This is a genomic window from Rhizobium sp. BIGb0125 (genome assembly GCF_024810055.1).
In the GTDB taxonomy this organism is placed as follows: Bacteria; Pseudomonadota; Alphaproteobacteria; order Rhizobiales; family Rhizobiaceae; genus Agrobacterium.
In genome coordinates this window covers 41,917-58,056 of record NZ_JANUDV010000011.1, presented here as the reverse complement: position 1 = coordinate 58,056, position 16,140 = coordinate 41,917, and the positions used below count along the sequence as shown (strand labels likewise).

Below are 16,140 nucleotides of genomic sequence, written 5' to 3'. Positions count from 1 at the left end.
AATGATTACATGTGGATTGGCTTGAAGAACGTGGCGAGTGCCGCTTCCTTCACAGCTTCCGACATGGTCGGGTGAGCGTGGCAGGTACGGCCGAGGTCTTCAGAGGAACCGCCGAATTCCATGATAACCGCAATCTCGTGGATCATTTCGCCAGCACCGAAGCCAACGATGTGACCGCCGAGAACGCGATCGGTTTCTTTGTCCGCCAGGATCTTCACAAAGCCGTCGGTAACCTGCATGGCGCGAGCGCGACCATTGGCCGTGAATGGGAACTTGCCAACCTTGTAAGCAACGCCGGCGGCCTTGAGTTCTTCTTCTGTCTTGCCAACCGATGCGATTTCAGGCTGCGTGTAAACAACGCCTGGAATGACGTCGTAATTGACGTGGCCATGCTGGCCAGCCAGGATTTCGGCAAGAGCAACGCCTTCGTCTTCAGCCTTGTGCGCCAGCATCGGGCCCTTCACAACGTCGCCGATTGCATAAATCCCAGCAACGTTGGTCTTGTAGTGAGCATCGATTTCAACGCGGCCACGGCTGTCCAGAACAACGCCAGCTTCGGCAAGGCCGAGACCGTCAGTGTAAGGCTTGCGGCCGGTGGAGATCAGCACAACATTGGCATCAAGAGTTTCGGCTTCGCCACCCTTTACAGGCTCGAAGACAACCTTTGCGCCGTCAGCCGTTTTTTCAACGGCAGTAACCTTTGCGCCGAGCTTGAAGTCCAAGCCCTGCTTGGCCAGCAGACGCTGAGACTGCTTGGACACTTCGCCGTCCATGCCGCCGAGAATGTTGTCGAGATATTCAACAACGGTCACCTTGGCACCGAGACGCGACCAAACGGAACCGAGCTCGAGACCGATAACACCGCCGCCGACCACGATCAGCTTTTCAGGAACCTTGGTGAGCGCAATGGCGCCGGTCGAGGAAACGATGGTCTGCTCATCGATTTCAACATTGACGCCAGGAATGCCGGCAACGTCAGAACCGGTAGCAATAACGATGTTCTTGGCTTCGATTTCCTGAACTTCGCCCTTGTCGTTGGTCACGGAAACCTTGCCCGCAGCCACAACCTTGCCGGTGCCTTGGAAAGCATCGATCTTGTTCTTCTTGAACAGGAAGGAAACGCCATCGACGTTGGCTTTCACCACACCGTCCTTGTGCGCCATCATCTTTTCGATGTTGAGCTTTGGTGCGGCAACTTCAACGCCCAGCGAATCCAGACCGTGTGCAACATGTGCGAAGGTTTCGGATGCATGCAGCAGCGCCTTGGAAGGAATGCAGCCGACGTTCAGGCAGGTGCCGCCGTAGGTCGAGCGCTTTTCAATAACGGCAACCTTCAGGCCAAGCTGGGCCGCCTTGACCGCGCAAACATAACCACCAGGTCCGGTGCCGATAACAACTACATCATAAGCCATGTTCTAATTCCTGATTGATGATGGAAACGGCTAAACCGTGACCATTCGGTTTTGGCCTTCAGGCCGCTTTTTCAGTGGCAAGTTTAATTCCAAGCGCAATGAAAACCACACCGCTGGTGCGATCGATCCATTGGCTTGCACGCGAGAATGCCGCACGCATGCGTGGCGTTGTCATGAACAGGCTGACCCCGATGAACCACAGGATCAGGAAGCTAGCCATGACCAGCCCGTAAGAGAATTTGATGGCAATCGGTGTATGTGCGCTGACAACCGTCGAAAAAATCGACAGGAAGAAAAACACCGCTTTGGGATTGAGTGCATTGGCTGCAAAACCCAACGTAAAAGCCTTGAGCGCCGATTGCTGCTGACGGGGTGCAGTCGTCACATCGCCTGTGGCTGCCGTTACATCGGTCTTGCCAGCGCGCAACGCCTTGATACCGATGTAGAGCAGGTAGGCAACACCTAGCCATTTGACGAGATTGAAAAGGTAAATCGACTGGGAAATGACGAGGCCTAGACCAAGGATCGTGTAGCTGACATGGACCATCAACGCCGCGCCAATACCAAAACTGGTGATGATTGCCTGACCGCGGCCGTGCACGATGGCCTGGCGCATCACCATCGCCAGATCGGCGCCCGGAGATACGATGGCAAAGGCAAAGATCGCCATCAGCGAGAGCAATTCAATCAGGTAAGCGTGCATGACGGATATTCCTCAGATCAACGACAGCAGCATGATGAGCAGTCCGCCAGCCGAAACGAGCCATACCAGCGAACGAATATAGGGAATTCCCAGCAAATAAAGCGGAATATAGGCGATACGCGCCACAAACCATATCCACCCGCCTATCAAACCCCAACCTGAAGCGTCACCCACAAGAGCAACACCGAGGATCAGCCCCACAAAGGCCGGATAGGTTTCCTTGTAGTTTGCCAAGGCGCGTTCAGCCCGACCGGCCAGCGCGCCTTTCGGCTTTTTGCCCTCGTCACGCGGACCTGCATTCCATGCAGATCCGAGTTCCTTGGTCGCAAGTATCCCCTGCAACCCGATATGCAAGAAGAGAAGAATGACACTGAGAGCCAACAGCACCATGTAAGGCGCGTTTTCGCTTGCCAGCGTTTGCATTCTTCTCTTCCTTTTTTCTTAGAGATCGAGAACCAGACGCTCTGGATCTTCCAGGCTTTCCTTGACGCGAACGAGGAAGGTCACGGCTTCCTTGCCGTCAACGATACGGTGATCGTAAGACAGCGCGAGATACATCATCGGGCGGATGACAACCTGACCGCCAATAGCAACCGGACGCTCCTGGATCTTGTGCATGCCAAGAATACCGGACTGCGGAGCATTGAGGATCGGCGAAGACATCAGCGAACCGTAAACACCACCATTGGTGATGGTGAATGTGCCGCCCTGCATGTCAGCCATGCTGAGCGAACCGTCACGGGCTGCCTTTGCAAGACGACCGAGTTCCTTTTCAACGCCAGCAATAGAACGCTGGTCAGCGTCACGGATAACCGGAACAACCAGACCCTTGTCGGTGCCGACAGCCATGCCAACGTGACAATAGTTCTTGTAGATGATGTCGGTGCCATCGATCTCGGCGTTAACTGCAGGCAGTTCCTTCAACGCGTGAGTAACGGCCTTGGTGAAGAAGCCCATGAAGCCAAGCTTCACGCCGTGCTTCTTTTCAAACACGTCCTTGTAGCGGTTACGCAGATCCATAACGGCCGACATGTCCACCTCGTTATAGGTGGTCAGCATGGCTGCGGTGTTCTGTGCATCCTTCAGGCGCTTTGCAATCGTCTGACGCAGGCGGGTCATCTTTACGCGCTCTTCACGTACACCGTCTTCAGCCGAAGACACTGGACGTGGTGCAGAGACCGGAGCAGCGGCAACAGGAGCCGAAGCGCCCTTGGCAACAGCAGCCAGAACATCGCCCTTGAGAACTTGGCCACGCTTGCCAGAACCGTCGATATCTGCAGTCGAGATGTTGTTATCGGCAGCAACCTTTGCAGCAGCCGGAGCAGCAGGCATGGAGCCGGTTGCAGGTGCAGCAGCGGCAGCAGGTGCAGGCGCCGAAACAGCAGCTGGTGCGGAAGCAGCAGCCGCAGGAGCGGTCGTTGCCGCGCCAGCAGCACCTTCAGCGATCTGGCCGAGCAATGCGTCGAGGCCAACCGTTTCGCCGTTCTGCGCAACGATTTCCGTCAGAACGCCAGAGGTCGGCGAAGGCACTTCAACAGTTACCTTGTCGGTTTCGAGTTCAACCAGAGGCTCGTCAGCCTTGACGAAGTCGCCAACTTTCTTGAACCAGGTCCCGACAGTCGCTTCGCTGACGGACTCTCCCAGAGTTGGTACGCGGATTTCAGTGGCCATAATCTTGTTCCGTTTATAGGTGTCTGTTTTGGATGGATGATGGAGGGAGAGTTTTCACTCTCCCAGCGCGTCTTCTAGGAATGCAGCAAGCTGTGCGAGATGCTTGGACATCAGACCCGTTGCAGGCGAAGCTGCAGCCGGACGGCCCGTGTAGCGTACCTTCTGGTACTTGGCGTCGATATGTGCAAGCACCCATTCCAGGTACGGGTCGATGAACGACCATGCACCCATGTTCTTCGGCTCTTCCTGGCACCAGACCATCTCGGCGTTACGGAAGCGCGACAACTCATTGATGAGCGCCTTGGCCGGGAACGGATAAAGCTGTTCGACACGCAGCAGGTAGATATCGTCGATACCACGCTTTTCGCGCTCTTCGAGCAGATCGTAATAGACCTTACCCGTGCAAAGCACGACGCGGCGGATCTTGGAATCCTTCTGCAGCTTGATCGGACCATCCTTGATCACTTCTGCATCGTCCCACAGCAGACGGTGGAACGAGGATTCGCCAGCCAGTTCAGCAAGCGAAGACGTTGCACGCTTGTGGCGCAGCAGGGACTTTGGCGTCATCAGAACGAGCGGCTTGCGGAAGTCGCGACGAACCTGACGGCGCAGGATGTGATAGTAGTTTGCCGGTGTTGTGACGTTGGCAACCTGCATGTTGTCTTCGGCGCAAAGCTGGAGGAAACGTTCCAGACGAGCGGAAGAATGTTCCGGACCCTGACCTTCGTAACCATGCGGCAGAAGGCAGACGAGACCGGACATGCGAAGCCACTTGCGTTCACCCGACGAGATGAACTGGTCGAACACCACCTGCGCACCGTTTGCGAAGTCGCCGAACTGTGCTTCCCACAGCGTCAGTGCATTCGGACGGGCCAGCGAGTAGCCATATTCGAAACCAAGCACAGCTTCTTCCGACAGCATCGAGTTGATGACTTCGTAACGAGCCTGTGTCGGAGCCAGGTTGGCAAGCGGAATGTAACGCTCTTCCGTGTCCTGATCGTAGAGAACAGAGTGGCGCTGCGAGAAGGTGCCGCGCTCGCAATCCTGGCCGGACAGACGGATCTTGTGGCCTTCGACGGCAAGCGTACCGAATGCAAAGGCTTCGGCCATTGCCCAGTCGATGCCTTCACCGGTTTCAACCATCTGTGCGCGGTTGTCCATGAAGCGCTGGATCGTGCGGTGCGCATTGAAGCCTTCAGGAATGGTCGACAGTTTCTTGCCGATTTCCTTGAGGGTCTTCATTGCAACGCCGGTCTTGCCGCGACGCTGTTCATCGGCATTGTCGGCAATACGCAGACCAGACCACTGACCGTCCAGCCAGTCAGCCTTGTTAGGCTTGTAGGACTGACCTGCCTCGAATTCCTGCTCAAGGTGGGCGCGCCAATCAGCTTTCAGCTTTTCGAACTCGCCTTCATTGATCAGGCCTTCCGAGATCAGACGGTCAGCGTAGATACGTGCGACAGTCTTGTGGCTGCGGATAACCTTGTACATCTTTGGCTGCGTGAACGCAGGCTCATCGCCCTCGTTATGGCCAAAGCGACGGTAGCAGAACATGTCCACGACAACAGGCTTGTGGAACTTCATGCGGTATTCGGTTGCAACCTTGGCTGCATAGACAACAGCTTCCGGATCATCGCCGTTAACGTGGAAGATCGGTGCCTCGATCATCTTGGCAACGTCAGACGGATATGGCGAAGAACGCGAAAAGCCCGGGTTCGTCGTAAAGCCGATCTGGTTGTTGATGATGACGTGCATGGTACCGGCAACGCGGTGACCGCGAAGACCGGACAGGCCGAGAATTTCAGCAACAACACCCTGACCAGCAAAAGCGGCATCACCGTGCAGCAAAAGCGGCAGAACCTTTGCGCGCTCAGAGAGCGGAATGACGTCGCCTTCCCAAACCTTGGCCAACTGGTCCTGCTTGGCGCGGGCCTTGCCCATGACAACAGGGTTGACGATTTCAAGGTGCGAAGGGTTGGCTGTCAGCGACAGGTGAACCTTGTTGCCATCGAATTCGCGGTCGGAAGATGCACCGAGGTGATACTTCACGTCGCCGGAGCCTTCAACTTCGTCAGGCTTGAACGAACCGCCCTTGAACTCGTGGAACACGGCGCGGTGCGGCTTGCCCATAACGTTGGTCAAAACGTTCAGACGACCACGGTGAGCCATGCCGACGATGACTTCTTCCAGTCCTTCTTGGCCGCCACGCTTGATGATCTGCTCGAGAGCAGGGATCAGCGATTCACCGCCATCGAGACCAAAACGCTTGGTGCCCTTGAAACGAACGTCGAGGAACTGCTCGTAGCCTTCGGCTTCAACCAGCTTCGACAGAATGGCCTTCTTGCCCTCAGGTGTGAAATCGACGCCCTTGTCCGGACCTTCGATACGTTCCTGGATCCAGGCCTTTTCTTCCGGGCTGGACATATGCATGAACTCGACACCGAGCGTCGAGCAATAGGTGCGCTCGAGAATTTCGAGCATTTCGCGCACGGACGCATATTCAAGGCCCAGCACGTTATCGATGAAAATCTTGCGGTCGTAGTCGCTTTCTTCAAAGCCATAGGACTTCGGCGACAACTCGTTGTAGTCCTCAACCGCGCTGGCAATGCCGAGCGGATCGAGCTTGGCGTGCAGGTGGCCACGCATGCGGTACGCACGGATCATCATGATGGCGCGTACGCTGTCGCGCGTCGCCTGAAGAACCTCTGCTTCGCTGACCGGCTTGCCGGTCTCTACGACCTTGGCTTCTGCCTTGGCCTGCACCCTCTTTTCGATGGCCTTTTCGACCGTCGCCCAATTGCCGTCCAGCGCGGAGACGAGATCGCCACCAGCCGCGATCGGCCAGTTGGCACGCTTCCAGGAAGCGCCCTTAGCGGCTTTTTTTACATCTTCGGGATTGTCGGACAGGCCCTTGAAGAAGCTCTGCCATTCCGGCGATACGGAAGAAGGATCTTCTTCATACCGTGCATAGAGCTGCTCGATGTAAGCTGCGTTCGCACCGTCGAGAAACGACGTGATCTGAAACTGCTCGTTGGCTTCTTGCCTTGCCATTTGTCCTGCGGGGGAAGTACCCCGCCTCCTCGATTTGTTGATGGCCGCTGATGGCCTGCCGCTTTGGTCATATATGCCGCCGTAGCGGCCTTCATCCCGCGCTCTGTAAGCGCATCCGGACAGCCGGCTCTTCACGATCCGCCTGCCCGGTTTTAGTCTCAGTATGTGGTCTTAGCCCTTGAGGACTTCAACCAGCGTCTTGCCGAGGCGTGCCGGGGAAGGCGAAACCTTGATACCAGCTGCTTCCATGGCAGCGATCTTGGATTCTGCATCACCCTTGCCGCCGGAAACCACAGCACCGGCGTGGCCCATGGTGCGGCCCTTCGGAGCAGTACGGCCAGCGATGAAGCCAGCCATTGGCTTCTTGCGACCCTTCTTGGCTTCGTCGATCAGGAACTGTGCTGCATCTTCTTCAGCCGAACCGCCGATTTCACCGATCATGATGATCGAGGTGGTGGCTTCGTCAGCGAGGAACATTTCCAGCACGTCGATGAACTCGGTGCCCTTGACCGGGTCGCCACCGATACCAACAGCCGTCGTCTGGCCGAGGCCTTCGTTGGATGTCTGGAACACGGCTTCATAGGTCAGCGTGCCGGAGCGCGAAACGATACCAACCGAACCCTTGCGGAAGATCGAGCCCGGCATGATGCCGATCTTGCACTCTTCCGGTGTCATGATGCCTGGGCAGTTAGGGCCAAGCAGACGCGACGTGGAGCGGTCGAGGCGAGCCTTGACGCGAACCATGTCCATGACCGGGATACCTTCGGTGATGCAGGTGATGAAAGGAATTTCAGCATCGATGGCTTCAATGATCGCATCTGCAGCGCCTGCTGGCGGAACGTAGATAACGGATGCATCAGCACCGGTCTTGTCCTTGGCTTCAGCAACAGAAGCAAAGATCGGCAGGCTTTCGCCCTTCGAACCGGTCCAGGTTTCGCCGCCCTTCTTAGGGTGGATACCACCAACCATCTGCGTGCCGTAGTAGGCAAGGGCCTGCTCGGTGTGGAAGGTACCGGTCTTGCCGGTCAGACCCTGAACGAGGATCTTTGTGTCTTTATTTACGAGAATAGACATTATTTCCGGTCCTTCAAATTAGCCGTTGATCGCCGCAACGATCTTCTTGGCTGCATCGTCGAGGTCGTCAGCAGCCGTAATTGCAAGACCCGATTCGTTCAGGAGCTTTTTGCCCAGCTCAACGTTGGTGCCTTCAAGACGCACAACGAGCGGAACCTGCAGACCGACTTCCTTCACTGCGGCAATAACGCCCTCAGCGATGACGTCACACTTCATGATGCCGCCGAAGATGTTGACCAGAATGCCTTCAACCTTCGGGTCAGCAGTGATGATCTTGAACGCAGCCGCAACCTTTTCCTTGCCAGCGCCACCGCCGACGTCGCAGAAGTTTGCAGGCTCTTTGCCGTACAGCTTGATGATGTCCATCGTTGCCATGGCAAGACCAGCGCCGTTGACCATGCAGCCGATGTTACCATCGAGAGCAACATAAGCGAGGTCCCACTTGGAGGCTTCGATTTCCTTGGCGTCTTCCTCGGTTTCGTCGCGCAGCAGCTTGACGTCGTCGTGACGGAAGAGCGCATTGCCATCGAAAGACATCTTGGCGTCGAGAACGCGCAGGTGGCCATCTTGCATGACGATCAGCGGGTTCACTTCGAGAAGAGCCATGTCCTTCTCGTTGAATGCCTTGTAGAGCGCAGGGAACAGTGCCTTGGCATCTTCAGCAGCAGCGTCTGTCAGTTCCAGAGCCTTGGAGATCGCAGCAACGTCGGCGTCGGTCACGCCGACTTCCGGATTGATCGCAATCGTGTGAATCTTCTCAGGCGTGTCGTGAGCAACAGCTTCGATGTCCATGCCGCCTTCGGTGGAAACCACGAAAGCAACCTGACCAACCGAGCGGTCAACCAGCAGCGAGCAGTACAGTTCGCGAGCGATGTCTGCGCCGTCTTCGATGTAGAGGCGGTTAACCTGCTTGCCAGCATCGCCCGTCTGCGCTGTTACCAGCGTGTTGCCGAGCATATCCTTGGCATGGGAGACGACTTCTTCAATGGACTTCGCAAGACGAACGCCACCCTTTGCATCTGGACCAAGCTCCTTGAACTTGCCCTTGCCACGGCCACCAGCATGAATCTGGCTCTTGACCACGTAAAGCGGGCCAGGAAGCTGCTTTGCAGCGGCTTCAGCTTCTTCAACCTTGAGGATTGCAACCCCTTCGGCGACCGGTGCACCATAGCCCTTCAAAAGAGCCTTGGCCTGATACTCATGAATATTCATGGATTAATCCCTGTTTGTAGCCGTCTGGAGCGCCCCAGGTCCTGATGAACTCAGGGACACTCTCAACTGTTGAGTCTCCGCATCGCGGCGCACAAAGGCCTGAACTGCCCTTGCACCGATGCGTCGGGCAATTACTTCAGCGACGGAGCAATGTTGATGCAGGCTTCGCAAAGACCAGCAACCGCGCCGACGGACTTCTGGAAGGCAGCTTCCTCGTCCTTGTTGAGTTCGATTTCGATGATGCGTTCGATACCGCCAGCACCGATGATGGTCGGAACGCCAACATACATGTCGTTGACGCCGTACTGACCGGAGAGGTGAGCAGCAGCAGGCAGAACGCGCTTCTTGTCCTTGAGGTAGGACTCAGCCATTTCGATTGCCGAAGCAGCAGGTGCATAATAGGCAGAACCGGTCTTCAGCAGGCCTACGATTTCAGCACCGCCGTCACGGGTGCGCTGAATGATCTGCTCGAGACGTTCGGCAGTCAGCCAGCCCATCTTCACGAGGTCGGTCAGCGGAATCCCACCAACTGTCGAATAGCGAGCAAGCGGCACCATGGTGTCGCCGTGACCACCCAATACGAATGCAGTGACGTCCTGAACGGAAACGTTGAACTCTTCCGAGAGGAACAGACGGAAACGTGCGCTGTCGAGAACGCCAGCCATGCCAACTACCTTGTTCTTCGGCAGACCGGAGAACTTCTGCAGCGCCCAGACCATCGCGTCGAGTGGGTTGGTGATGCAGATTACGAAAGCGTTTGGTGCATATTTCTTGATGCCGGCACCGACCTGCTCCATGACCTTGAGGTTGATGCCGAGAAGATCATCGCGGCTCATGCCCGGCTTGCGAGCAACACCAGCGGTGACGATGCAGACATCTGCGCCTTCGATAGCTGCATAGTCGCTTGCACCGGTAAGCTTGGCATTAAAACCTTCAACCGGGCCGGACTGTGCAATATCAAGACCTTTGCCCTGCGGAATGCCATCAGCAATATCGAACAGGACGATGTCGCCCAGTTCTTTCAGACTGGCGAGATGCGCCAGCGTACCACCGATCATGCCAGAACCAATAAGTGCAATCTTCTTGCGAGCCATCGAATGCTTCCTCTCGAGCTTCAACTCAATCGCTGCCATAGGGGCAGCTAAATTGTCGCACTCGACTTAGCGTCATTAGCTCAAATTGGCAATAGATTCTTTCAACGTGAGGTTTTTCAATCGTTTAGATATTAAATAACTTACGTAAACGTAAGAAAATACGTCACAGAATTGTCAAATTACGGCGCGTTTCTCGTTGTGTTGCGCGAGATATTCCGCACTTCTCATCTCGAAAAGCCGAGATGCGGTTCGATCAAACTCGAAACCTTCGGTGCCCTTGCGCTTGCCCAGGAGGTCTTCAGGCATCGCTGCAGCCGATGCAAACAGCCGCACTTTGTGGTCGTACAATGCGTCAATAAGGATAATAAAACGTTTCGTTTCGTTGCGCTTATCCGCGTCCAGAAACGGTATATGATCAACGAAAACCGTGTCGAAACGATCGGCAATTGCCAGAAAATCGCTGGCGCCCAACGGCTTTTCGCAGAGGTCCGAGAAAGTAAATCGCGCGACACGTCCCTGCGCGTGAGGAACGTGGATGGAGCGGCCCTTCATTGGAATTTCCGTCGGCGCTATAATGTGGCCAGCGGTAACGTGATGCCAAGCCATATCCATTGCCTGATCCGCAGCACCATCGAGCGGCGAGATATAAACCGGCAAGCTGTTCAACTTTTCCATACGGTAATCGGTAGGGCTATCCAACGTCACCACGTCGACATACTTTTTGAGAAGGTCGACGAATGGCAGGAATAGCCCGCGGTTAAGACCGTCCCTGTAGAGATTATCTGGCACGACGTTGGAGGTGGTGACCAGTGTACAACCATTGGCAAACAGCTCGGTAAACAACCGCGCCAAGATCATCGCATCGGCAATATCGGTGACCGTAAATTCGTCGAAGCACAGCAGCTTTGCTTCTGCCAGCAATGCGGCAGCGACCGGCGGAATAGGGTCTGCCTGTTTGGTCTCGCCATTCTTCAGCTTTTGCCGATGTGCATGGACCCGGTTATGAACGTCGGCCATAAACTCATGAAAATGGCAACGGCGCTTGGATTCAACCGGCGCCATCTCATAGAACATGTCCATCAGCATGGTTTTGCCACGACCGACACTGCCATAGACATAAAGCCCTTTAACCGCATTGTTCTGCTTTGCCTTGCGGGCAAACATCCAGCCAAGGGCGCTGGATTTTTTGGCAGGTTTCAGGGTCTTCAGGTCGTGCAGGATACGGTCAAGCTGCGTGGCCACCTCGATCTGCGCCGGATCGGCTTTCAACTCGCCTGATGCGGTCAGGCTTTTCAGCCGTTCGACAACGCTTAGATTATAGTCGGGAAGTGGCTGCATCGAACGGCGCCCTGAAATATGGGCGCCGCGCACCCGAAATGGGGTGATGTAATGTGAAAAGCCGCCTTAGCGGCTGAGGCTGATCGGCTGACCACTGTTGGTGGTGCCGTCATAACGGGTATCGCCGCTCTTGTAGACGCGACCAAGCGTGTTACCGGCACGATCCTTGAACAGAACCATCTTGCCGGACACTTCCCATGAACCCATGGCGGTCAACTCGCCTGCGCAACCACGTGTGCCGCCGCGCGAACCGCTACCGAGATTGGTTAAGGTCAGGAACATGTCGCAATTTGCGCCGCCATTGGCCACACGCCAGTTACCAACCATGGTTTCCTTGCGGATATCCATAGCCGTCGCGGGCGCCGCAGCAGCCATGTCAACACCGCCCTGGGCGGGTGCTGTGGCTGGTGCGGTTGGAAACTGTGAACTGCCACCGGGTGGAGGCAATGCTCCGGACTGTACCGAAGGCACCGGTTGGGCCTGTAGCGGAGGCGTATAGCCAGAATTGCCGCTGTTATTGTTGTAGTCGTAAGACGTACGTTGGCAACCCGCCAGAGTCATTACGACTGCAATGCCCGTTGCCACATATCTCAATTGCATATCAAGCTCCCGTTCGCTGCTCGCCGTAACACATGAACTGCCGTTGCATATCGGAATTAGCGTATTTCAGTTTGGTTAATCAAGTCAGCACAGGCTTAAATAACCGTTACCAGGGTTTCAAGCCTTGTCCGAGACGAGCAAATCCCGTCACGACATAAACAAAAGCCGTGACCGGAATGCGGCCACGGCTTCCAAAATCTCCCGCCTGACATAGAAACGCGCTTGGTTTCGCAGACGGGTTTTACAAATCAGACGCGGCGCTCGACCATCATCTTCTTGATTTCCGCAATAGCCTTGGCCGGGTTCAGACCCTTCGGGCATGCCTGCGCACAGTTCATGATGGTGTGGCAACGGTAAAGGCGGAACGGATCTTCGAGGTTATCGAGACGTTCGCCGGTTGCCTCATCACGGCTGTCGATGAGCCAGCGGTAAGCCTGCAGCAGAACCGCTGGACCGAGGTAACGGTCGCCATTCCACCAGTAGCTGGGACAGGACGTCGAGCAGCATGCGCACAGAATGCACTCATAAAGACCATCCAGCTTCTGGCGATCTTCATGGCTCTGCTTCCATTCCTTGGCCGGAGCCGGAGACACAGTCTTCAACCATGGCTCGATCGAACGGTGCTGGGCGTAGAAGTTGCTGAGGTCAGGAATCAGATCCTTCACCACAGGCATATGCGGCAGCGGGTACACCTTAACGGTACCCTTGATCTCGTCCATGCCCTTGGTGCAGGCCAGCGTATTCGTGCCGTCAATGTTCATCGCGCACGAGCCGCAGATGCCTTCACGACAGGAACGGCGCAGCGTCAGCGTCGGGTCGATATTGTTCTTGATGTACAAAAGTGCATCAAGAACCATCGGGCCACAGTCATCGATATCGATATAATAGGTATCGATACGCGGGTTCTGGCCGTCATCAGGGTTCCAGCGATAAACGCGATATTCGCGAACGTTCTGGGCGCCTTGAGGCTTCGGCCAGACCTTGCCTTCGTTGATCTGGGAATTCTTGGGGAGAGAAAGTTCAACCATGTCCAGTTCCTCAAATCAGTAGACGCGGGCCTTCGGCGCGATCTTCTTGGGATCAATGCCGTCGGCGATCAGGTCGGTATGGACCGGACGATAGTCGAGTTTAACGTCACCCTGCTCGTTGACCCACGCCAGCGTGTGCTTGCGCCAGTTAACGTCATCGCGACCGGCAAACGGACCATCAACGAAGTCTTCGCGTGCATGGCTGCCGCGGCTTTCCTTGCGGGCTTCCGCACCGTAAACCGTGGTGATGGCGTTGGCCATCAGGTTGTGCAGCTCGAGCGTTTCGACGAGATCGGAGTTCCAGACCATCGAACGGTCGGTAACCTTGACGTCCGGCAATTCCTTCCAGATGGCGGAAAGACGCTTGCAACCGCTTTCCAGCGATTCCTGCGTACGGAACACGGCAGCGTCGTCCTGCATGGCGCGCTGCATCTTGTCACGAAGAACAGCCGTCGGCGTGCCGCCATTGGCGTAACGCAGGCTGTCAAAACGATCCATGATCTTGTCGCAGGCCGCAACGTTGAGCGCCGGGATCGGTTCTTCGCGGTTGATAACCTCGGCAGCGCGGATAGCCGCAGCGCGACCAAATACCACAAGGTCGATCAGCGAGTTGGAGCCAAGACGGTTTGCACCGTGCACGGATGCACACCCGGCTTCACCAACCGCCATCAGGCCCGGGATAACCCGCTCCGGATTGTTGCTGTCAGCGTTCAGCACTTCGCCCCAATAGTTGGTCGGAATGCCGCCCATGTTGTAGTGAACGGTCGGCAGAACCGGGATCGGTTCGCGCGTCACGTCAACACCTGCGAAAATCTTGGCGCTTTCGGAAATACCCGGCAGACGCTCATGCAAAATGTCCGGATCAAGGTGGTCCAGATGCAGGAAGATGTGGTCCTTGTTCTTGCCAACGCCACGGCCTTCACGGATTTCCATGGTCATGCAGCGCGAGACAACGTCACGCGAGGCAAGGTCCTTGGCGGAAGGTGCGTAACGCTCCATGAAGCGTTCGCCTTCGGAGTTGACGAGATAACCGCCCTCACCGCGCGCACCTTCAGTAATCAGGCAGCCTGCGCCGTAAATGCCGGTCGGGTGGAACTGAACAAATTCCATGTCCTGCAGCGGCAGGCCAGCGCGTGCGATCATGCCGCCACCATCACCCGTGCAGGTGTGTGCGGACGTGGCAGAGAAGTAGGCGCGGCCGTAACCGCCAGTCGCCAACACTACCATCTTGGCAGAGAACCGATGGATCGTGCCGTCATCAAGGTTCCAGGCGACAACGCCGGTGCAACGGCTGCCGTCGTCAGACATGATCAGATCAAGTGCGAAGTATTCGATGAAGAATTCGGCGTTGTTGCGCAGCGACTGGCCATAGAGCGTGTGCAGAATGGCGTGACCGGTACGGTCGGCAGCAGCGCAGGTACGCTGTACCGGCGGGCCTTCACCGTAGTTCTGCATGTGACCGCCGAACGGGCGCTGATAGATTTTGCCTTCAGCGTTACGCGAAAACGGCACGCCGTAATGCTCAAGCTCATAAACCGCCTTTGGCGCTTCCATGGCGAGATACTGCATGGCGTCAACGTCGCCCAACCAGTCGGAGCCCTTCACGGTGTCGTAAAGGTGCCATTGCCAACAGTCGGGTGTCATGTTGGTCAGCGAAGCGGCAATACCGCCCTGCGCCGCAACCGTGTGCGAGCGGGTCGGGAAAACCTTGGTGATGCAAGCCGTGCGGAAACCCTGTTCGGCCATGCCGAGCGTCGCGCGAAGACCGGCGCCGCCTGCACCCACGACGATCACGTCATAGGAGTGGTCGACATAGGTATAGGCCTTGCCATTCTGTGAAGGTGAGCTTGGAGATGCCATGACCGGTTTATCCTGCGAATGCGATTTTCAGAATGGCGAACAGACAGAGACCGCCAACAGCGACTGCAAAGAAGGTGTTGAGCATCACAAGCACCAGCTTGGATACTTCGCCGTGCACGTAGTCCTCGATGATGACCTGCATGCCAAGCTTCATGTGAATGAGGCCGGAGACGATCACGAGGCCCATCACCACCGCAACGAGCGGGTGTGAAAGCGCAGCCTTCACTTCCTCGTAAGGCGCGCCGCCATACATGACGAGGAAGACGACGAAAAAGATGAGAAGCGGCACGTTGGCAACGGCCGTCAGGCGCTGGCGCCAGAAGTGCTCGGTGCCTTCCTTTGCGGAGCCGAGGCCACGAACTTTGCCGAGAGGTGTACGCATATCCATATATGTATCTCCTTAGCGCACGATGAGGGCGATGACCCAGATCAGCGCGGTCAGACAGATCGAAGCCGCGAACATTGCCTTGGCCAGCTTGGTGTTGAAGTGCTTTTCAAAACCGTTCCCAAGATCCCACATGAAGTGACGCAGACCGCCCAGCATGTGGTGAACAAGTGCCCATGTGTAGCCGATCAGAATGATCTTGCCGATGATCGTGCCCATGGCCCATTGAACCCAGGCATAGGCATCAACACCTGACGCCGTTGCGATAAGCCACCAGGCAACCAGCAACGTGCCGAAATACAGCGCTCCGCCCGTGATACGATGCACGATCGATGCAAACATCGTCGGAATCATGGAGTAAATTTGAAGATGCGGCGACAGAGGCCGATTATTAGTACCGTTCGCCATCAGAACCTCGCGGCGTTTTTCTTTGCGCTCCGAATTTTCGGGCGTCCTACAACAACGCACATGACGAAAGAATGTGCATTGCACCAACCGCGACCTTTAATCGCACGATGGCATCACGACAAGCACAATTCCTGGCTGATTCGAATTTAATCGATTGTGTTTTGAGATTCCTGCGAAATTTTTGCTCTGCAAAATAAAAAGTACAGCATTTCCAAGATCAGAACGGCAAAAATTTTGACTTTTACGTAAGTCAAAAATGCGATATTTAATAGTTTGTTAAGGCGAAAAACCGGAGAAAAAAGCT

14 protein-coding genes are annotated in these 16,140 nt (G+C 55.9%); all 14 read right to left on the bottom strand.

The annotated features are described in order from the left end of the window. Positions 1-5 precede the first annotated feature (5 nt). Positions 6-1,412 (bottom strand): dihydrolipoyl dehydrogenase, encoded by a 1,407-nt coding sequence (gene lpdA, locus M2418_RS24035; protein ID WP_250984294.1) that lies wholly within the window; start codon positions 1,410-1,412, stop codon positions 6-8. 58 nt (positions 1,413-1,470) lie between these two features. Beyond that, positions 1,471-2,115, bottom strand: a complete 645-nt coding sequence (locus M2418_RS24030; RefSeq protein WP_259149560.1) for a LysE family translocator — start codon at positions 2,113-2,115, stop codon at positions 1,471-1,473. 12 nt (positions 2,116-2,127) lie between these two features. Continuing rightward, positions 2,128-2,538 (bottom strand): MAPEG family protein, encoded by a 411-nt coding sequence (locus M2418_RS24025; RefSeq protein ID WP_259149559.1) that lies wholly within the window; start codon positions 2,536-2,538, stop codon positions 2,128-2,130. An 18-nt stretch (positions 2,539-2,556) separates the two neighbouring features. Then, complete coding sequence (odhB, locus tag M2418_RS24020; protein ID WP_259149557.1) at positions 2,557-3,786, bottom strand: 2-oxoglutarate dehydrogenase complex dihydrolipoyllysine-residue succinyltransferase; 1,230 nt, start codon at positions 3,784-3,786, stop codon at positions 2,557-2,559. A 54-nt stretch (positions 3,787-3,840) separates the two neighbouring features. Next, on the bottom strand, positions 3,841-6,837 hold the full coding sequence (locus M2418_RS24015) for a 2-oxoglutarate dehydrogenase E1 component (protein ID WP_259149556.1): 2,997 nt from the start codon (positions 6,835-6,837) through the stop codon (positions 3,841-3,843). Positions 6,838-7,008: 171 nt separating this feature from the next. Beyond that, positions 7,009-7,911, bottom strand: a complete 903-nt coding sequence (gene sucD / locus M2418_RS24010) for a succinate--CoA ligase subunit alpha (protein WP_192490402.1) — start codon at positions 7,909-7,911, stop codon at positions 7,009-7,011. An 18-nt stretch (positions 7,912-7,929) separates the two neighbouring features. Next, positions 7,930-9,123 carry an ADP-forming succinate--CoA ligase subunit beta gene (gene sucC, locus M2418_RS24005; RefSeq protein WP_250984289.1) on the bottom strand — a complete coding sequence of 398 codons (1,194 nt, stop codon included), beginning with the start codon at positions 9,121-9,123 and terminating at the stop codon, positions 7,930-7,932. 131 nt (positions 9,124-9,254) lie between these two features. After that, complete coding sequence (gene mdh / locus M2418_RS24000; protein WP_192490404.1) at positions 9,255-10,217, bottom strand: malate dehydrogenase; 963 nt, start codon at positions 10,215-10,217, stop codon at positions 9,255-9,257. A gap of 174 nt (positions 10,218-10,391) precedes the next feature. Next, complete coding sequence (gene zapE, locus M2418_RS23995) at positions 10,392-11,555, bottom strand: cell division protein ZapE (protein WP_250984288.1); 1,164 nt, start codon at positions 11,553-11,555, stop codon at positions 10,392-10,394. Positions 11,556-11,621: 66 nt separating this feature from the next. Continuing rightward, complete coding sequence (locus M2418_RS23990) at positions 11,622-12,155, bottom strand: protease inhibitor Inh/omp19 family protein (RefSeq protein ID WP_192490406.1); 534 nt, start codon at positions 12,153-12,155, stop codon at positions 11,622-11,624. 248 nt (positions 12,156-12,403) lie between these two features. Beyond that, positions 12,404-13,183: a succinate dehydrogenase iron-sulfur subunit gene (locus M2418_RS23985; RefSeq protein WP_192490407.1), complete on the bottom strand. Its 780-nt coding sequence runs from the start codon at positions 13,181-13,183 to the stop codon at positions 12,404-12,406. 15 nt (positions 13,184-13,198) lie between these two features. After that, positions 13,199-15,043, bottom strand: a complete 1,845-nt coding sequence (gene sdhA / locus M2418_RS23980; RefSeq protein WP_192490408.1) for a succinate dehydrogenase flavoprotein subunit — start codon at positions 15,041-15,043, stop codon at positions 13,199-13,201. 7 nt (positions 15,044-15,050) lie between these two features. Beyond that, positions 15,051-15,431 (bottom strand): succinate dehydrogenase, hydrophobic membrane anchor protein, encoded by a 381-nt coding sequence (gene sdhD / locus M2418_RS23975; protein WP_250984286.1) that lies wholly within the window; start codon positions 15,429-15,431, stop codon positions 15,051-15,053. A gap of 12 nt (positions 15,432-15,443) precedes the next feature. Continuing rightward, positions 15,444-15,836 (bottom strand): succinate dehydrogenase, cytochrome b556 subunit, encoded by a 393-nt coding sequence (gene sdhC, locus M2418_RS23970; RefSeq protein ID WP_192490410.1) that lies wholly within the window; start codon positions 15,834-15,836, stop codon positions 15,444-15,446. Between the last annotated feature and the right edge of the window lie 304 nt (positions 15,837-16,140).